At 61.4% G+C, this 19,097-nt stretch carries 15 protein-coding genes and 1 pseudogene; 13 read left to right on the forward strand and 3 right to left on the reverse strand.

The annotated features are described in order from the left end of the window. Positions 1-3: 3 nt before the first annotated feature. The 11 genes and pseudogenes from AC629_RS13685 (at position 4) to AC629_RS13735 (ending at position 9,946) form a co-directional block, all read left to right on the forward strand. Complete coding sequence (locus AC629_RS13685) at positions 4-555, forward strand: hypothetical protein (protein WP_084805269.1); 552 nt, start codon at positions 4-6, stop codon at positions 553-555. Then, a complete protein-coding gene (gene trbB, locus AC629_RS13690; protein ID WP_084805270.1) occupies positions 548-1,531 on the forward strand; it encodes a P-type conjugative transfer ATPase TrbB in 984 nt (327 codons plus the stop codon). Before AC629_RS13685 ends, trbB begins: the two co-directional genes overlap by 8 nt. A gap of 90 nt (positions 1,532-1,621) precedes the next feature. Beyond that, positions 1,622-1,918, forward strand: a complete 297-nt coding sequence (locus AC629_RS13695; RefSeq protein ID WP_084805271.1) for a TrbC/VirB2 family type IV secretion system protein — start codon at positions 1,622-1,624, stop codon at positions 1,916-1,918. Further along, positions 1,918-2,175, forward strand: coding sequence for a VirB3 family type IV secretion system protein (locus AC629_RS13700; RefSeq protein ID WP_084805272.1), 258 nt, complete (start codon positions 1,918-1,920; stop codon positions 2,173-2,175). The genes AC629_RS13695 and AC629_RS13700 overlap by 1 nt, the downstream gene beginning before the upstream one ends. Next, positions 2,169-4,758, forward strand: a pseudogene (gene trbE / locus AC629_RS13705) (conjugal transfer protein TrbE). Before AC629_RS13700 ends, trbE begins: the two are co-directional and overlap by 7 nt. Positions 4,759-4,785: 27 nt before the next feature. Next, positions 4,786-5,538: a P-type conjugative transfer protein TrbJ gene (gene trbJ / locus AC629_RS13710; RefSeq protein WP_084805273.1), complete on the forward strand. Its 753-nt coding sequence runs from the start codon at positions 4,786-4,788 to the stop codon at positions 5,536-5,538. An 11-nt stretch (positions 5,539-5,549) separates the two neighbouring features. Next, complete coding sequence (gene trbL / locus AC629_RS13715) at positions 5,550-6,713, forward strand: P-type conjugative transfer protein TrbL (RefSeq protein WP_084805274.1); 1,164 nt, start codon at positions 5,550-5,552, stop codon at positions 6,711-6,713. A gap of 3 nt (positions 6,714-6,716) precedes the next feature. Further along, positions 6,717-7,421: a conjugal transfer protein TrbF gene (trbF, locus tag AC629_RS13720; RefSeq protein WP_084805275.1), complete on the forward strand. Its 705-nt coding sequence runs from the start codon at positions 6,717-6,719 to the stop codon at positions 7,419-7,421. Continuing rightward, a complete protein-coding gene (gene trbG, locus AC629_RS13725) occupies positions 7,418-8,443 on the forward strand; it encodes a P-type conjugative transfer protein TrbG (RefSeq protein WP_084805276.1) in 1,026 nt (341 codons plus the stop codon). The genes trbF and trbG overlap by 4 nt, the downstream gene beginning before the upstream one ends. Before the next feature lie 80 nt (positions 8,444-8,523). Further along, positions 8,524-9,714, forward strand: coding sequence for a TraB/TrbI/VirB10 family type IV secretion system protein (locus AC629_RS48635; protein WP_245331851.1), 1,191 nt, complete (start codon positions 8,524-8,526; stop codon positions 9,712-9,714). Between the two features lie 4 nt (positions 9,715-9,718). Next, entirely contained in the window at positions 9,719-9,946 is a 228-nt protein-coding gene (locus AC629_RS13735) for a DUF2274 domain-containing protein (RefSeq protein ID WP_084805278.1), read from the forward strand. A 10-nt stretch (positions 9,947-9,956) separates the two neighbouring features. On the opposite strand, the gene AC629_RS13740 is transcribed toward AC629_RS13735, so the two are convergent. Beyond that, positions 9,957-10,355 carry a hypothetical protein gene (locus tag AC629_RS13740; RefSeq protein ID WP_143199112.1) on the reverse strand — a complete coding sequence of 133 codons (399 nt, stop codon included), beginning with the start codon at positions 10,353-10,355 and terminating at the stop codon, positions 9,957-9,959. Between the two features lie 83 nt (positions 10,356-10,438). Between AC629_RS13740 and AC629_RS13745 the strand changes: the two genes are divergently transcribed. Together AC629_RS13745 and AC629_RS45255 are read left to right on the forward strand one after the other, a co-directional pair. Then, positions 10,439-10,663, forward strand: coding sequence for a helix-turn-helix domain-containing protein (locus AC629_RS13745; protein WP_210419036.1), 225 nt, complete (start codon positions 10,439-10,441; stop codon positions 10,661-10,663). A 198-nt stretch (positions 10,664-10,861) separates the two neighbouring features. Beyond that, positions 10,862-11,554 carry a hypothetical protein gene (locus tag AC629_RS45255; RefSeq protein ID WP_143199113.1) on the forward strand — a complete coding sequence of 231 codons (693 nt, stop codon included), beginning with the start codon at positions 10,862-10,864 and terminating at the stop codon, positions 11,552-11,554. 164 nt (positions 11,555-11,718) lie between these two features. Here AC629_RS45255 and AC629_RS13755 read toward each other — a convergent pair whose 3' ends face one another. Together AC629_RS13755 and AC629_RS13760 are read right to left on the reverse strand one after the other, a co-directional pair. Then, the gene (locus AC629_RS13755) at positions 11,719-13,065 is read right to left on the reverse strand and encodes a hypothetical protein (protein WP_084805281.1); all 1,347 of its coding nucleotides are present in this window, start codon (positions 13,063-13,065) and stop codon (positions 11,719-11,721) included. Further along, positions 13,062-19,031, reverse strand: a complete 5,970-nt coding sequence (locus AC629_RS13760) for an AAA domain-containing protein (protein ID WP_245331852.1) — start codon at positions 19,029-19,031, stop codon at positions 13,062-13,064. The genes AC629_RS13755 and AC629_RS13760 overlap by 4 nt, the downstream gene beginning before the upstream one ends. Between the last annotated feature and the right edge of the window lie 66 nt (positions 19,032-19,097).

The following is a 19,097-nucleotide window of genomic DNA, read 5'->3' on the forward strand; positions in this document are numbered from 1 at the left end:
CCGATGAAACCGAAACTGTCGGCCTATGTCAGCGATAGCGTGGCGCAACGCCTCGAGCTCGCAGCCAAGCGTCCCGGAGCCAACAAGTCAGCCATTGTCGATGCGGCGCTGGATCGCTTCCTCAACCCTGAGCGGGACACGAGCGGCGATGCGGCGCTTATCCGAAGGCTGGACCGGATCAGCCGGCAAGTGGAACGGGCCGACCGAGACCTCGGCGTCCTGGCGGAGACCATCGCGCTCTTCATCCGCTACTACCTGACCATCACCCCGCCGCTGCCGTCGCAAGATCAGGACGCAGCACGTGCACTGGGCCGCGAGCGGTTCGAGATGTTTGTCGCTCAGGTCGGCAAACGCGTCGCCTCCGGTGGCCGGCTTGTCGCCGACGTCATGGACCGTGTCAGCGCCTCCAAGCCCGATCTCTTCATGCGCAACCTCGAGGAGGGCGCCCCTCTGGGCGCTGTCCAAGCCAGCGATACTGGATCCCGCGCGCAAAGCGCGACGGGTGAGCCGCCGGAGCATTCTCCGGCAGGGCGAGAGGAGGTCGGCAATGTCTGACCTCCTCTCGCCAGAGACCCGCGAACGCCGCCGCGGCATGCTGCGGACCGCGATGGGACCAGCTATCGCGCTCGCCTTGGAGGAACCTGATGTCGTCGAGGTCATGGTCAATCCAGACGGGAAGCTGTGGCTTGACCGGCATGGCACGGGCCGCACTGATACCGGCGTCGCTCTGACGCCGCACGAGTCCGAGCGGATCATCCGGCTGGTCGCGAGCCACGTGCGGGCGGAAGCGAGCGGTTCGTCGCCAATCATCTCGGCGGAGCTTCCCGAAACCGGCGAACGCTTTGAAGGCGTCTTGCCGCCGGTTTCGCTCGCGCCGTGCTTTGCCATCCGAAAGCCCGCAACGACCACGTTTCGCTTGTCTGACTACGTCAAGGCGCAGATTGCCTCGCCGCTAATGGCGAAGGTGTTGACCGCCGCGGTCACTGAGGCGCGCAGCATCTTGATCGCCGGCGGCACTGGATCGGGCAAGACGACACTTGCCAATGCGCTTCTTGCGGAGATCGCCGGCCTCGAAGAGCGGGTCGTCATTATCGAAGACACCCGCGAGCTGCGCTGCGAAGCCAAGGACGCCGTGACGCTCCGGACCAAGCCGGGCGTGGCGAGCCTTGCCGATCTCGTGCGCTCCACGCTGCGCTTGCGGCCCGACCGCATCATCGTCGGCGAGGTGAGGGGGGCCGAAGCTCTCGACATGCTGAAGGCCTGGAATACGGGCCACCCCGGCGGAATTGCCACGGTCCATGCCAATTCGGCACGAGCTGCGCTTTACCGGATCGAACAGCTCATCCAGGAAGCGGTCGCAACGGTGCCGCGCCGGCTCATTGCCGAGGCGATCGACCTTGTTGTGTTCATCAAGGGACGGGGTCCCGCACGGCGCATCGAGGCCGTCGCAGAGCTCAAAGGCCTCGATCCGTCGGGCGACTACCTGCTCGAGACCCCGCTCGGACTTCCAAACACCTCCCACCGCCCCTGACCTGAAGGAGACTGCATAATGTCAATTCGACTGCGTCTTTACGTGCGTTCGCGTCTTCGCGGCTTCTGCTCCTTGACCGGGCTTCCCTTGATGGAGTTCGGCGCTGCCTCGGCCTGCATGCTGCTCAGTGTCTCGGCGGCGCACGCCGCCGGCTCGGGCATGCCGTGGGAAGCTCCTCTTCAGCGCGTCCTGGAATCTGTGCAGGGGCCTGTCGCCAAAATCGTCGCGGTCATCATCATTACCGTGACCGGCATATCGCTGGCCTTCGGCGACACCTCCGGCGGGTTTCGCAAGATGGTCCAGGTCGTGTTCGGCCTCTCGATCGCTTTTGCGGCGAGCTCCTTCTTCCTTTCGTTTTTCTCGTTCGGTGGCGGAGCACTGATCTGATGCGCCCCGATGGCTTTGAACTCGTGCTCCACCGGTCACTGACCGAGCCGATTCTGATCGGCGGCGCGCCGCGTGCGGCCGCCATCCTGATCGGGACCTTGTCGGCCGTGCTGGCGCTCGGCTTGCGGCTTTGGCTGGCAGGCCTCGTGCTCTGGGTCATGGGCCACGGTGCGGCCGTTTGGCTCGCAAAGCGGGACCCGGCCTTCGTTGAAGTCGCCATCCGTCACACCAAGCATAAAGGGCGGCTCGCATGTTGAACCTGAGAGAATTCCGTAGCCATGCGTATCGGCTGGCTGATTGGCTGCCATGGGCGTGCTTGGTCGCACCGGGCGTCATCCTCAACAAGGATGGCAGCTTCCAACGGACGATACGCTACCGCGGACCGGACCTCGACAGCGCGACCGAGGCTGAGCTGATGAGCGTCGCCTCACGCGTCAACAACGTGCTGAAGCGTTTTGGCTCAGGTTGGGCTCTGTTCTTTGATGCCACGCGCATTCCGGCGTCCGCATATCCGAGGTCGGAATTTCCCGATGCGGTGTCCTGGCTGGTGGATGAAGAGCGGCGGGCGGCTTTTGAAGGCGCCGCTGGGGTGGCGTGGGAGGATCCGTCACGTCCTGGCGGGCAGCACTTCGAGAGTGTGTGGCATCTGACCTTGACGTACTTGCCGCCCGCCGAGCGGATCTCGCGCCTTGAGGGCCTGTTCCTTGAGCGCCCGAAGGAAAGGGGGCGGGCGCAGGGAGAAGGACAGCGCTTTCGGCGCGGCCAGTCCGCTATTGACGTCGGCCGAGGCAAAGATCCCGCTCAGCACGACATTCATGAGGGCGAGACTGAGAGCCAGCGAAGATTTGACAGCGAGGAGCCGGGCTATCGCGATCATCTTCGAAGGTTCATCCAGGAAACCGACCGGGCGATCGACCTGCTCTCGTCGGTCTTGCCCGAGATCTGGCCTCTGAACGATGCGGAGACGCTGACTTATCTTCATAGCTGCGTCTCGACCAAGCGCCACCCGGTCAACGTTCCCAGAATTCCGGCCTATCTGGATTGTTTCCTGAGCGACGAGCCGCTGACCGGCGGATTGTCGCCGGCAATCGGGCGGAGCCATCTTCGCGTTCTCACCGTCCTCGGATTTCCGCACGTCACCTTTCCGGGCCTGCTCGATGAATTGAACCGGCTCGGCGTTGCCTATCGCTGGGCAACCCGGTTCATTCCGCTCGATCGCACCCAGGCGAACGCGACACTGTCACGTTACCGGCGGCAATGGTTTGCCAAGCGGAAGTCGCTTGCCGCGATCCTCAAAGAGGTCATGTTCAACGAGCAGGCGGCGCTGCTCGACACCGACGCCAGCAACAAGGCTCTCGACGCCGACGCAGCTCTCTCCGAGCTTGGCGACGATCTGGTTGCCTTCGGCTACATCACGACGACCGTCACCGTCAGCGACGAGGACTCGCATCAAGCGGAGGAGAAGATCCGCGCGGTCGAGCGGGTGATCAATAGCCGCGGGTTCACGGCGATCCGCGAAAGCGTCAATGCGGTTGAAGCCTGGCTCGGAGGTCTGCCGGGGCAAGCCTATGCCAACATCCGCCAGCCGATCGTTCACACGCTAAACCTCGCCCATATGTGCCCATTGTCGGCGGTATGGGCCGGACCTGAGCGGTGTGAGCACCTTGACGGCCCGCCGCTTCTGATCGCCAAGACCAAGGGCGCGACCCCGTTTCGATTGTCGCTCCACGCCGGCGATGTAGGGCATACGATCATTGTCGGCCCCACAGGGGCGGGCAAGTCGGTCCTGCTTTCGATGCTCGCGCTTCAATTCCGTCGCTACCCACACGCTCAACTGATCACCTTTGACAAGGGCCGGTCGGCACGGGCCACCACGCTGGCTTTGTCGGGGGCTTGGTACGAGCTAGGCGCCAAGGGCGGGATCGCGTTTCAGCCGCTCAAGGATGTCGCCGAGGAGGGGGGCGAGACTCTGGGCGCTGGACTGGCTTTGCGGCGTGCTCGCCCATGAGCGCGTGACCGTGACGCCCGAAGTCAAGGAGACGCTCTGGTCGGCGCTGAGGAGCCTTGGCTCCGCGCCGGTCCCGCAGCGGACGATGACCGGACTCGTGGCGCTGCTTGCCCGCGACGCGCTACGTCAGGCGCTTCAGCCCTACACGCTTGAAGGGCCTTACGGCCGCTTCCTCGATGCAGATGCCGACCGTCTTTCCGGCGCGGACGTGCTGACCTTCGAGATGGAAGAGCTGATGGCTTTGCCAGGCTTGGTGGCGCCCGTCCTGACCTATCTCTTCCACACCCTCGAAGATCGCTTCGACGGCCGGCCCACGCTGCTGGTGCTGGATGAAGCCTGGGTGTTCCTGGACGACCCGCTGTTCGCGAGCCGCATTCGCGAATGGTTGAAGACGCTGCGCAAGAAGAACGTCTCGGTTATTTTTGCGACCCAGTCGCTGGCCGATATCGCCGACAGCCAGATTGCGCCCGCGATCATCGAATCCTGTCCCAGCCGGATCTTCCTCCCGAATCCTCGTGCGCTGGAGCCGACCCAGACAGAGACCTATCGCCGGTTCGGTCTGAACGACACGCAGATTCGCCTGATCGCGGAGGCATTCCCCAAGCGCGACTACTATCTGCAGTCACGTGCCGGCAACCGCCTGTTCGAACTTGGCCTCGGACCGGTGGCGCTCACCCTGGTCGCGGCATCCTCGCCCGAGGATCAACGAGCGATCGACGCTGTCCTGTCCCGCTCCGGCCCCCATCACTTTGCCAAGCGCTATCTCGCCGAACGAGACATGCACTGGGCTGCAAACCTGATCAGCACCTTCGAACAAGCCCACGAGATCTGACCTCAACCTCAATCCCTGGAGTATTCCATGCTCGAAAGTATCGGCCGCACGTTCTTGGGTACAACCTCAAGGATTATCATAACGACAATACTATCATTTGTCATCGCCGTGAACGGGTCCCGACGGCTCGGAGCGTTCGATATCGTCTTTGATCCTACGAACTACAGCCAGAATCTTCTGACCGCCGCGCGTGCGCTTGAGCAGATCAACAATCAGATCAGGAGCCTCGAAAACCAGGCGCAGTCGCTGCTCAATCAGGCCAAGAACCTCACGAGCCTTCCCACAAGCGTGGTCGGTCAGCTTACTTCGACAATCACTCAGATGAACAGCCTGATCGCTCAGGCGAAAAACCTCTCATTCGATGTTCAGAAGAGCCAGCAGGATTTCGAACGCCTTTACCCCCGCCAATATGCGGCGGCCGTTTCGTCCGACAAGATGGTTCAGGACGCGACATCGCGCTGGGACAACAGCTACGACGGGCTGAAGCAGTCCCTCACCATTCAGTCGGCGATCGTCAGCTCTCTGGACCAGGATGGGCAGACGCTTCGAACGCTAATGGCCAATTCTTCAGCTGCAGTCGGCTCGCTGCAGGCTCAACAGTCCGGCAACGAGCTGCTCGGCCTTCAGATCAAGCAGTCATTGCAGACCCAGGCGCTGCTTGCGACCCAGGCGCGCGCGGACACGTTGCGTGCGGCCGAACAACAGGCATCATCAGCCGCTGCGAAGGAGCGGTTTAACCGCTTCATCGGTGACGGCCATGCCTACGCCGGCGGCAAGTAGGTGAGGGCGCCATGGCTGATCTCTCTGTCATTGACCGCTTCACCGAGACATTCTCGCGCTATATCGACTCCGGCTTCGGTCTTCTGTCCAGCGATGTCTCATTCCTGAGTTCCACGTTGATCGGCATCGACCTGACGCTTGCCGGACTTGCCTGGAGCATGCGTGCCGACGACCACATCCTCGTCACGCTCGCCAAGAAGGTGCTCTATGTCGGTGCCTTCGCGTTCATCATCGGCAACTTCAAGAGCCTTGCCGATATTGTCTTCGCGTCGTTCTCCAGCATTGGACTGAAGGCATCGGGCGGGAGCTTAAGTGCGGCCGACTTGGCGCGGCCGGGCTTTGTCGCCTCGGCCGGGTTTACGGCGGCTCATCCACTTCTGGAGGAGACCGGCCAATTCTCAGGCTTTGACGTGCTGACCAATCTGCCGACGATCCTGATCCTGCTGTTCTGCTGGATCTTGATCGTGCTCGCGTTCTTCGTCCTGTCGGTGCAGCTCTTCGTCACGCTGATCGAATTCAAGCTGACGACGCTCGCAAGCTTCATTCTCGTGCCGTTTGCGCTGTGGGGAAAGACCGCGTTCCTGGCAGAAAAGACGCTCGGCAACGTGGTCGCCTCAGGGGTCAAGGTGATGGTTCTCGCGATCATCATCGGCATCGGCTCGACCATCTTCGGTCAGCTCGCGAGCACGTTGTCGCGGCCGGTCGATATCGTGTCGGCCATGAGCTTGTTGCTTGCGGCCCTTTCGCTGTTCGGCCTTGGGATCTTCGGCCCAGGAATCGCGGCGGGATTGGTCTCAGGTGCACCTCAGCTTGGCGCCGGTGCCGCCGCGGGAACGGTGGCGGGGGCTGCTGCTATCGCGATCGGCGGCGGAGCGGTAGCCGCTGGTGGGCTGCGTATTGCGGCTGGCGGTTCAATGGCTGCGGTTCGGTCCGCAGCGTCGCTCACCGGAGCGTCTTCGGCTGCGGGCACGGCAGCCCGGGCTTCAACCGTGGATCAGCTCTCAAGCTCGAGCACAGGCGGTGCAACGAACGGAGCGGCTGCTTCCAGCGCAGGTCGTGCCGCGATCTCGTCAGCACGGGGACACGCAAGGGAAGCAGCTCAGGTCGCTGCTCACACCCTGAAGGAGGGGGACAAGGGCGGGCATTCTTCGGGCCCGAAGCTGGGGGAGGAGTAGGATATGGCAGGCCATCCCTTTCAGCGCGTGTCTGTTCGCTATGGCGAGACGCCAGAGCCGGTAACCCCCTATCAAAAGGCCGCTCAGGTTTGGGACGAGCGGCTGGGCTCCGCGCGCGTACAAGCGAGCAACTGGCGGCTGGCGGCACTAACAGCCATCGGTCTGTCCGGCGTTCTCGGACTGACGATCTTTACCCAGATCGCCCGCTCCGGGGTCGTCCCTTACGTGGTCGAGGTCGATCGGCTCGGTGAAGTCCGCGCAGTCGGGCCGGCGCTCGAAGCCTACCAGCCGTCGGATGCGCAAATTGCACACTTCCTTGCGCGGTTCATCGAGAACGTTCGGTCTCTGTCCATCGATCCGGTCATCGTCCGGGCGAACTGGCTGCGTGCCTACGACTTCGTCACCGATCGTGGCGCGCAGGCTTTGAACGACTACGCGCGGGAAGCCGACCCGTTCACGAAGATCGGCTCCAAGACCGTGACCGCCGAAGTCACGTCCGTCGTGCGTGCGTCAAGCGACAGCTTCGAGATCCGCTGGAAGGAAAACGCCTACGAGAACGGTGCGATCGCAAAGACCGAGCGCTTCACCGGTCTCGTCACCACCGTTCTCAAGCCGCCCGCAGATGCCGAAACGCTGCGGAAGAACCCTCTCGGTCTCTACGTCCATTCCCTCAACTGGTCGCGCGACCTCATTGGAGACGCCAAATGAATTCCAAGACCCTCACGAAGCTCGCGTCGGCCAGCGTGTTTGCCTTGTCACTTGGCCTTGCCGGATGCGCCACCAAGCTCAACCTCGAAGCGCCTTATGACGAAATGGTTTTTGAGAAGGGGTTTCCAGAAGCCGATCCGCCGGGGCCGGTGCAAGTCGTCGAGACGCCCAAGATCCTGCCGTTGCCGGGCCAACTGAAGCCGCTTCCGGCAAAGGGCGCCAAGGAGGAAAAACTACCGCCGGAGCAGGCGATCGCCAAGGCGAACAAGGCGGCTCGGATGGAGCCGACGCGCGCCGGATACATCAACGCCATCCAGGTCTATCCCTGGACCGAAGGCGCGCTCTACCGGCTCTATGCGAGCCCCGAGAAGGTCTCGACCATCGCGCTTCAACCGGGCGAGGAGCTGATCGACGTATCCACGGGCGATACGGTTCGCTGGGTGGTCGGCGATACCTTGAGTGGGCAGGGTACTTCCCGGCGTGTGCACATACTGGTCAAGCCGACGTTGCCGGATATTCAGACGAACCTCGTGGTCCTGACCGATCGGCGGGCTTATCACCTCGAGCTCGTCTCGACCAAGCAGACGTACATGGCGTCCATCTCATGGACCTATCCGACCGATACGCTCGTCGCCCTCCACAAGCAGAATGTCGCAGCCCAAGAAAGCGAGGAGCGGACCGCCGATCGCGGCGTACGGCTCGACAGTCTGAATTTCCGCTATCGGATTGAAGGAGACGATCCGCCCTGGCGGCCCGTGCGCGCCTTCGACGACGGCCGCAAGGTCTATATCCAGATGCCGTCCGGCCTGTCGCAAGGCGAGGCGCCGCCGTTATTTGTTGCCGGAGCCGATGGCCGGCCGAACCTCGTCAACTACCGCGTCCGCGGATCCTACTACATCGTCGATCGGATGTTCGGCGCCGCCGAGCTTCGTCTCGGCGAAAATCCGCAGCGTATTGTCCGGATCATCCGTATCGATGCGCGGCCGGTGTCGCAGAGCTTCAGCACCGGGAGCGCCTCATGACGAGCTTGGATCAGGATCCGGAGCCGCTTGAGCTGCGGGCGCGACCGCGGCCAGTTCGGCGGCTCAACAGGCGTGCTCTCATGATCGGCTGCGCCGTCGCGGCACTATTCGTCGGTGGGGCGATACTCATTGCGCTCCGGCCGCACTCTTTCAAGCAGTCGGAGCGGACAGAGCTCTACAATACCGACCGCAAGCAGACAGCTGAGGGCTTGAGCAAACTGCCAAAGTCCTATGAGGAATTGCCGCCATCGACGCCGCGGCTTGGACCGCCGTCGCCTGGGGATATCGGCCGCGCCTTTGCCGAGAACGAGAAGAAGGCGGGTGTCGCGTCGGACGCGGGCTTCCGGACGAATCCGGAGGAGGATGCCGAACGGGCTGAGCGGATCCGGCAGACGCGGGTCGCTCAGCAGGCAAAGGAGTCGGGCTTGTTCGTCCGCCTGTCGGAGAAACAGGACAAGCGCAAGCAGGCAAGCACAACCGAAGCGCCGGCTGCTTCCCCATCCGCATTCCGGCCTTCAACGCCCGATACAGGGCCGTCCGCTGCGGAACTCGCAAAGACAGCGCGGGCGATGGTCGACCGCTCCAGCGAGATCATTCCCTCATCGCAGGCGCGAAAGCTGGCCTTTGTGGGAGCGAAAGCCGACACGGAAACCACCAATCCCCATGCGCTCAAACCAGCACCATCCATCTATGCGGTGATGGCGGGATCGATCATCCCGGCGAGCCTCGTCACGGGACTGAACTCGGACTTGCCCGGGGCTACCATCGGTCAGGTCACCGAGAACGTCTACGACACGGTAACGGGTGAGCATCTCTTGATCCCCCAAGGAACGCGGCTCGTAGGCAAATACGATAGCGTCGTCGCCTTTGGCCAGAAGCGGGCGCTGGTCGTCTGGACACGGCTCATCCTGCCTAACGGCAATTCGATCGTGATCGAGAATCTTCCGGCTACAGACGTTGCGGGCTACGCCGGGCTCGAGGACCAAGTGGACTTTCATACCTGGCAATTGCTTAAAGGCGTGGCCCTGGCGACCTTGATCGGGGTGGGGACTCAGCTATCGATCGGCAACGACGAAAGCGATCTTGTGAAGGCCCTGCGGGAAAGCACGCAGCAGACGACCAATCGTGCGGGGCAGCGCCTAGTCGAGCGCGAACTCGACGTTCAGCCGACGATCACGGTGCGGCCAGGTTGGCCGCTGCGGGTGATTGTTTCGAAGGATCTGGTGCTGAAGCCATACCAGGACGGTCAATCGGCAGCTAAGGGCAGATGACGATATGAAGCTTGCGAAACTGCCCGATCGGACGCCGGTGAAGATGAATGTTGTACTGGCGCCGAGCCTTGCAAAGCGGCTGCGCGAGTATGCTGACTTTTATGCCGAGACTTACGGCAGTCGGGAGGAAGTCGCGGAGCTGATACCGTTTATACTCGAGGCATTTCTCGAGGGTGATGCAGATTTTCGAAGGGCCAAGAGGATAGCGGCCGCGGACAGCGCATCCTCTTAATATGAGCCTGCTAGCTCGTGGCCGGATTGATGATAGCTATCGCGCGCTGGACCGCGGAGATCGACTTCTGAAGCCTTTCGAGCAATATTCCCAGTTCAATCTCCGTCGTTTCTTCCATGTGGAGATTGTCGCGCTCCAGGAGCATATCGACGAGATGGTCAAGTGAAATAGTCCTGTTTGTAGAGCAGAAGTTAGACGCCATGCCGCTCGCGGTAGAAGTTATCTCTCCAGCCGCAGACAAGCTTATTTCAATCGAGACATTATCGATAACTGTTCGTTCGATCAGCTCAGCAGGAAGGTCAACCGAAGCCACCACCATCCCACTTGAAACATCTCGATATCCAACCGTCGAAGTGGCTTTTCCACATTCGGCGAAGGGGGCTAGACGCAGCTTGTGATCAGGCCACATGACATTTCTTCTAAGGCGGTGTCGCCTTTATCATGGAATCTCATCGATAGGGACTATAATCCCTAGAGACTATATGCCCCACCATGTTCGATCCTGCAATGCAGGATTGGCGCAAAATCGTCGGCAAAAATGTGCGGAGGATTCGCCAAGAACGAGGAATGACCCAGGAGAAACTTGCCTTCGAAGCCGAGATAGACCTCACGTATGTCGGAGGCATTGAGCGTGGGAAGCGCAATCCAAGCTTGCTTGTTTTGGCGCGAATAGCCGAAGCGCTCTCCGTACATTTGACCAAATTACTTGGCGAGTAGTTCAGCAAATGCCTGGGTGACGCCGAGACCACAACAAGAATTGATCTGGGCTTGTATGATGTGGAGAGTGAAATTCGCTCGGCTCGGTTGGATGCCTCCCGCGAATATACCGGCCCAAACCGTCCTTGCGCCCGCACGAAGTCGGTGTGAATGATGCACAGCAGTAGATGGTTGCTGGAATGAGGGGAGGGATGTGCTGTGCAGCACTCAAGGCAGGCGTTGATTGGGGCTCTTCGTACACTTGCGAATCGGCTCGAGAATGCAGCGACAGAACCTGGACTTGTCTCGGAGGATTTGGATCACTTCATACCTGTCGCGCCCCTTTCGTTTCTGCTGGAGATCGACGAAAAGCTCGACCGGCTTCTTGAGCGCCGAGAACTTAGCCGCTGTCGGTTGGCCGACACAAGCGATGAGACCGTCGTAGAATTTATCACTGGTATCGGCGCTACGGCGCGAGCGCGGGCTTTGCATCATTTGAGCGGATGCTTGCAGGGAGCCCGTCACCTGACCATTTGTGATCCGTATCTTTTGCTTGCGCCTCGCCGTGGACCATCGGCCAGAGACTACGTTGCCTCCATCGAATCCGTGTTGCCGTCCACGCTCGCCGAAATCGAGATCTTCCGAGCAGAAAAGCAGAGACAGCAAGACGTGGCGCTCGAGATGAACGATATGGTCAAGCGCCGAGGCATTCGTGTGCGAACTTACGTCACAAATGATATCCACGACCGCGTCTGGATTGCCAACCACGACCGCGCGTATGCCGTCGGTACATCGTTTAACGGTCTCGGCAACAAATGCGCGTTCATATTGCCTCTCCCCAAAGATGACTTGCGATCCTTCTTGGACGAAATCCAGCAACGCAGAGTAAACAAACGATCAAAGTCCGTATAGAGCCTGGCAACGTGGAAACGCCATGCGCGAGCCAGCGCCGTCCGCGCCGATCAATCTTGCGAAGATCATCAAGCGATCTTGCGCGTATGTTGCAAAGCTTCGGGCACCTAGCTTCCCCGCGACCGTGCTTCGTTAGATAGCAGGCGGCTGTCAGTGGACCATCGTCAGCGCGGTAGAGACCGAAGAAGACCTTCAGAGACGTCTGCTTCAGCGGCAGGGCTTGGGCCAGGTATGATCTTCAGCGGATACTGGCCGACGGGGTGGGCAGTTTGGATCGACAGGCTGCCTCCGCCCTTGGCAACCAAGGCCTGCAAGCGTTCGAATTCGCCGCACCATATCGTTTCCATATCCCGGTCGCGGAGGCGATCGCGGGCGACCGCAGGGTCTCCGATCCCGATCGCCCTGACTTGAAGAAGGTCGGACTGCGCACCGCCCGAAAGTTCGACCCCGTAGCCCGGATTGGCAGCTTTTCGCAGAACGACCCGTCCGTCTTTCACCCAAGCGGTCGCCATTCCCTCGGACACCTCATAGCCCAGGCTGGTAAGTCCTTCGAGCACCGTCCGTCGCCGTTCCTCAGCGGCGATGGCGCGCACCTCCGCGTCGATCAGCATATCGGCACGCTTGACAAGGTCTGCCTCTCTGCCGGACTCTGCACCAAGCGCCCCTGCTATGTCGGCTAACAGGGCCACTGCATCGGGTGATTTCATGTGCGAAAGCTCAGCCTGCCGCTCACGGAGGTCCGCGACGAGCCGCTGGCGCTCGCGGGCCGTCTTCACTGTCGCAGTCAGGTCAAGGAGCAAGCTGTCAGCTACAAGCGTCTGCCGCGATGGGGCTTCGGATTCCAAAGCGGTGATACGAGCGGAGAACGGACTCGGATCGACGCCTAGACTCTTCAACTCACCAAGGAGGTAATCGACCCGCGACAGGACGGGATCAGCATTGTCCCGCGCGTGCCGGGACATCCAGTCCTCGAGAGTAACGCGACCTTCGCCGGCGCCCAGGCGTTGGGCAAGCTCGCGCTGTCCTGCCTTGACACCTTCCGGCGGATTGGCGGGCTGTAGTAGCAGGAGTGCCTTCGAGACCGCTGCATCAAGCCGGTCACGCGAAGCTGATCTTAGCTCTATCTGGAGACCGTCGGGAACCTGTATGCCCGAGGCTTCCAACCTTGCGATCACCGCAACAGCCGCTGCTTTGGTTCGCCGCAGATCCTGTCGCGATCGAGCCTCGGCTTGCGCGGCTCTCTCAGCACGATGTTCGATATCGGTGTTCAAATAAGAGATCTCGCCGGCGACCTGCTTTTGCAGGTCCACAAAGCGGTCGGCGTCAAGCAGGCGGCGAAGCTCGTCCCTCCGAGCCATCACCTTATCGATGTCCTGCTGTTCGATGGTTCCGTTGCGCTTGCAAGCCAACGACCAGTTCTCGATTGTGGCTTCCAGTCGCGCGAGATCGCGCCGGCAGATCGCAATGACTTCAGCGCGGGTGACTATTCTGAAGGCTTTTGGGCCGCTCATTGAAATCTTCCTCCATCACGAAGCGCATTTTCGACGGCCGTTCTGAGGCGGGTCCGCTCAGCTTCTCCCGAATGAGCCCATGTATATGAAGAGACCCTGTGGACGTAGGGGATAACCTTCGACAGCACTCTCGGGCGCCAGATCTCGCGAGCTCGTGCTTTTGCGAGCAGGCGGTGCCGTGGCGCATCGCACTCCACGCCTATGGCATATAGACCCGTGCGCGGGTCCTTGATGGCGAAGTCGAGGCTGAACGCGCCGCTATCCTGGGCCCTTGTTGGCTTCCATCCCTGAGTCTCCAGAAACTCCTCGACGGATCTCGTAAAGCCGTCCTCTTCATAGTTGGCGTAGTCAGCGCCTGCGTGCTTCTCGGTCATGAGACGTTGGAGCAGCGTCCTGCCCGGTTCTTCGAGCCCGTCGGACACCATTCTGGCGTATTCGAGATAGCCTTGCAGATAGTCGCGCGGAACTCGCGGCCCGCTGCGTCGCGTCAACAGATCCGATATCTCCGATACGGGAATCGAGGTGACGATGACAACCTTTTCTCTGGCGCGCGTCACGGCGACGTTCAGCCGCCGTTCGCCTCCCACATGGCCGAGTGCGCCGAAATTCTTACGAAAGGTCCCGTGCTCGTTGCGCCCGAACGTGGTGGAGAAAACGATCACGTCGCGCTCGTCGCCCTGTACGTTTTCCACGTTCTTGACGAAGAAGCTCATGTCCTCCCCGTCCTCGATGCGCTCTCGTTCGCGTAACAGTGCGTCGCGGAACGCCCGATCGGTCTCCGCCTTCTCTTCGAGCGCATCCTCGATTGCGTCGGCTTGCTTGCGGTTGAATGTGACCACGCCGACGGACGGTGTTGATTTGCTCTGCCAGATCTCGGAGAGATATTCGACCACATCCGCAGCTTCTTTCTCGTTGGTCTGCGTCTTGTAGACACCATCTGACCGGATAACTTCGATTGGCTTGACCTTTCGGATCGTCTCTTCGGGGTGACGGACCGGAACGCTGAGGCCGTTCGCGTAGAACGAGGCGTTCGAGAACGAGATGAGCTCGCGATATTTCGACCGGTAATGCACTTGGAGCGTGCGCTTCGGCAGAACGGCGCGGGCCAACTGAAGGAGATCGGGGCAATCCTTGATCTCGCGCCGGTTCCACGTTTCAGCGAACACCTCGCGCTCCTCTTCGGTGGCTCCTTCCTCAGGCTCTTCGCCGTCGAAGATCGCAGCTTCGTCGTTCTCTACCTTGCTGGCGAAGAAAGACGTCGGAGGCATCTGCTTCTCGTCGCCGCTCACGATCACGAGCTTGCTGCGGAAGAGCGAGGGGAGGGCATATTCGACCGGCATTTGCGAAGCTTCGTCGAAGATGACGGTATCGAAAAATCCGGCGCGCGGCTGAAGCACCCGGCTTGCCACATCCGGGGTCATCAACCACACAGGCCGGATGGCGAAGAGACCGAGCGGAACGCCGCGCTCAATGAATTCGCGGAGCCTCAGGGCTCGCGGACCGCGCAGGCGCGTGATCTCGCTCCATTTCGTCGCAGTGCCGACCCTCGCAGTTTCAATACCTTGAACGAGGAGCTCTCGGTTGCAGCTTCGGATTTGCGTATCCGCTTCAGCGAGAGCGTTTACCTTGGCCTGGACTTCCTCGCCGTCGAACAAGATGTCGGGGGTTGCCGATTCCTGCGCAGTCTTCCACGCCAGACGGGCTTCGCGGCCGATGGTGCCACGGACCGTCCCATCCAGATCGGCAAGATCGCGCTTTAGCAGGTCGGTCTCCTTCGAGCGCAAGAGCGCGAAGATTGCGCGCTCGGTCTCACCCAGGCGCGCCGACCTCAACCGGTACTCCTGATAGCTCGAGAGCATGGGCAGCGCGTCGGCGACCTGCGCGATGGCCGATGCATTTGAGCGCCCGTTCTCAATTGCGGAGCGTCTCGATCCAAGCCAGGGCTCATCGAAATAGGAGTTGAGCCGAGCGAGCGCGGCACGGCTTTGCTCCCGGCCGTCATGCCTGCGCAGTGTCAAATCGGTCCTGACGAAGAACTTGTCCAGTTCTTCGCTCTTCTGGGTCACCACAGCCCGATCAAGGGCGGCTCGGTCGGGACAAGCATCAATGATCAAAACAAGCTCGTATACCTTGTTGAGCAACGAATGCAGATGAGCGGCCAGCTCCGCGAGCTTTACCGGGGAAAGGTTGGCGTCAGGCGGCCGGGCGAACAGAGTCGTGAAGTGCTCCCCAAGCCGCGCCCGCGGCGCGCGCAGAGCGAGCTCCAGCATCGCGGTCCGGTAAAGCGCGGTGATCGCGTCGTCCTTTTGCGGGAGCTGCAAGGATGACAGGATCTTCATCAGCCGCCTTCTCCCTGACCACCGCAACGGATTTATCCGGTCGATAAGTGTCGGTTGTCTTGAGAACCTCTCTCCCAGCGCGATCATCGCCGGCAGTTCGCTTTCGTCGACCGCGATCAGTCGGGATGAGAAGTCCTTGACGTACGCCGTCGTATCCAGAGATGCGAGCTCGTTTTCGACCTCCTTGAGCTCGTGCAAGATCCTCGTTCCTTTGGAGGTCTCCCCTGCGGAAGGCCGAAACAGCGGCAGCCAGTATCCCAGGTAGGTGGCGAGAGTCCCGACCGAACGGAGTTTCCCGGCGTCCAGCGACCAAGTGCGAAGAGCGACCGGGTCCGAACCGTTCAGGCAGTCCAGGGTCTCGGCATCGCTCTGCTCGCGTCGTGCATCCGTCTCGGCGAAAGCCCGCAGCGAGTCAGTGAGGGCTTCGATGGTGCCCCTATCCGGATTGAACGGCTTGAGGACGGAAAGCGGGCTGCCCTCGAACTGGGAAGGCAGCCAGTGCTTGGCAAGAGGCCCGCAATTTTCCTCAATGCTGGCGACGTCGGCTGGATGTAGTTCCGCTAACAGCGGCCGCAGTGAAGGGGCCTCAATCGGCTTCGGGTGCTTAGCCTCGATCGCAAGCAGCTCGGCGAGCAGGGCGCGATATGATAGGCCCGTCCGCGCATCCACGGCGTGCAGCGCCGTCTGCCGATGATCAAGCTCGGATTCGAGCGCCTCGATTCGCGCCGCCAGCCGCTCGCGATCGCGTTTCCACGTCGGGACGGCACCCGCGAGGCGAATATGCAGTGTCTCCACTTGAGAGCGGATTGAGTTGATGATCGTCTCGCGATCGCGATTGACGTCCGTGATCATGACAAAGCGGTCCGTCAGACGCTCCTTGTCCAATCGCTTCCGGACGACTTCGAGAGCGGCCTGCTTCTGGCAAATGACCAGAAGCGATTTTCCGGTTCCGATGGCATCTGCGACCATGTTGACGATCGTCTGACTTTTCCCGGTTCCGGGAGGACCTTCAACGACCAGCCCCGGAGCTTGGCGGGCCTCGATGACCGCGTCCTCCTGGGAGGGGTCACTGTCCGCCGTAAAGTATCGGTCCAATTCGCGCACCGGCTGCGGAGCGGTGGTGCTGGCGGTCGCGTCATGCTCATTGAGGCGTAGCGCTGCTTCCAATGCCGTCCCCTTCGGCGGCAGCTTGCGCAGGAAGTCGAGGTCCGTCATGACGGCCTGGCCCATGAAGGCGAGGTGGAAGACAACCGCCGAAGGAACGAGGCGCCGCTCGTGCCCTGCGACCTTGACATCCTTTCCAGGCAACGCGGCGAGTTCGTCGCTGGCAGGCGTCGCAAGCGGGCTGAACGCGTCCATAACGTCCTGGACCGATAGGGTCGCGCGCGTCAGCAGATCTTCTGCGGCTTCCTTCCAGCGCTTGGCCTCCTCAATTCCCACGATGCCATCGAGCGCCGGATTGGGGATGACGCGCTCGACGTCGGCCTCCGAGCTTCTCTCGCGTCCATATCCAAGCATAATATGTCCGCGATTGCCGACTTCGGGAATAACACGCACGGGCCAAAGCAGCACTGGCGCGATCCGTGGCTTGGCGTTCGGCCTGCTATCGCGCATGAGAACAAACGGAAATCCCATGTAGAGCCCGTCAATGCCCGTATCGCGTTTGTAGAGCAGGGCATGAGAATGGAGCGAGCGTAGCCTTCTTTCGAGGCCATCGTTCTCCGAGAACGCTGCCGGATCAATGTTCACAATGCGGCCGGTCCGCGCCAGCAGATCATCAAGAATTTCCGCCGCCGGCAGACGCTGCGTATTCAACTCCATCAGGTCGATACGCGCCGACTTGCCGATCAGCATCCGCGTTAGCGGCCCCCGTAGCACGCCTCCGGAAATGCGCTTGGCGAAAAATTCGAGAATCGTGGAGACGTAGCTCTGCTTCGGAAGCGGTTGCCAAAGCTGGGCGGGCACCGACAGAATCGCCAACGCACGACCGAGCGGTATTCGTCGGTCCAGCCGGAACTGATCGGCCCATTCGTCCACGACCGGTATTCCGCACCTGGCGAAATTTTGGATGCGCTCGTCAATCGTTTGGTAGATGTCCCGGCGTGGCCGCTCTAGGTAGGCCTTGGCGTCCTTGGGGGAGAATCGTACTCCGGCGCCGGAGGATTCCTTGGCAGCTTCTTCGATGATCTCCTCCGCCGACCGGAACTGGCTGGAGGAGGCGGCGAGGAGAATAAGCAGGTCTTCCTCCGCCGTCTGCCTTCGTTCGATCAGGGAGGCTAAACCCGCATGATCCGTATCGGGAAGCAGCTTGCGCTTTTCCTCCCAAAGTGCGGCCATGCGCGCGGTTGAGGCCGAGAGGAGGTGGACCCGAAGCGTTTCCTCGTCGACCGCGATTTCAAGTTGATCGAGGCGTTTGCGAACGGTCTCGGCGCGTGCTTTCAAACGCCAGAGCGAATCCTCAGGATCTATTCGATGAAGGAGATCGGGCACCGGACCGGTAATGAGCGCGTATCCATCCGCTGGATGGTCAAGGAGCCAACCAGGCGTCACGATGTTGCCGCGGACGATCAGCGGCATCGCCGGATTCAACGTCTTCAGGGAAACGGAGAGTTTCAGGTCGTCGGAGAGATCCTCTGTCTTCAGGAGCTGACGCAGCGCAGCCGCAATCTTGGCGTCGAACCCCGCATCGCTTGCCCAGGTCGCAATTGCGCCTCGAGCGGCCAGATTTCGGGCCTCATCCCAGTTTTTTGCCTCGGCCGCCGCAAAGGCAAACGCACGAGGAGCGCGGTACTGCCGACCACCCAGCGTTATCGAGGCGCGGCCGTCGGTATCGCCGGTCGCCTCCATGTCGGGAGCCGAAACCGGCTCGCCTGCAAGCCAGGCCTGGACTTCCTTCCATTGCCATCGGCGGCGGCGATCGCGTGCGAGTAGACCGCGCAGCAGCAGATTCAGCGAGGGGTCTAGATCCTCGGGCAGCGGCACGCCGCTCGTCAAGACATGGATCAAAAAGGCGTGTTCGTTAATCCCCTCGAAGCACGCTCCCTTCGTGATCTTCTCAATCACGATCATCCCCAGGCTCCACCAATCGGAAGCCGGCGCAACCCCGCCTGCAATCGCTTCGGGAGCCATGTAACGTGTCGTTTCCAGGGGAGAGGCGATGTCGAGGTCGAATTCGGACAGCCGTGCCGAGCCGAAGCCGCCGATCACAAGGTCCAGTGGATCGCGTGATCGAACGAAGACGACGGACGGCCGCAAATCACGATGACGTAGTCCAGCTTCTGCCAGCGCGCGAAGGGAATCGGCCAACTCCCGGATCATGGTTCTGATCGAGCTCTGATCAGCCGGATCGACTGCAAGGTCGGCCAGAGAACCGTCGGCGAACTCTTCGCAGACCTCGTAGGCCCGGTCACACCAGCGGCCATGGACGAAGATTTCAGGAAGGTGGTCGCGGGGAAGCCCTTGCAGGACGTCGTATACGGCTTGATCGGGCTCGGACCCGGGAGCGTATAGCGTAAGCACCCCACGTTGATCGTCGGCCTCGCGGATAGCCGCGAAACGCTCCCGGACGAGACTCGAAGATGGCATCCTGTCGAAGAGCCGCCAACCTTCGACTATCGTTTCAGGCACCGGCGCCGGTTGCGGTTCGGTAGAGACGGGTGGCTGGACTTCCCCGTCAGGGGCAGCGGCAGTGTC

This window comes from Bradyrhizobium sp. NAS80.1, assembly GCF_001908205.1.
Taxonomy (GTDB): domain Bacteria; phylum Pseudomonadota; class Alphaproteobacteria; order Rhizobiales; family Xanthobacteraceae; genus Bradyrhizobium.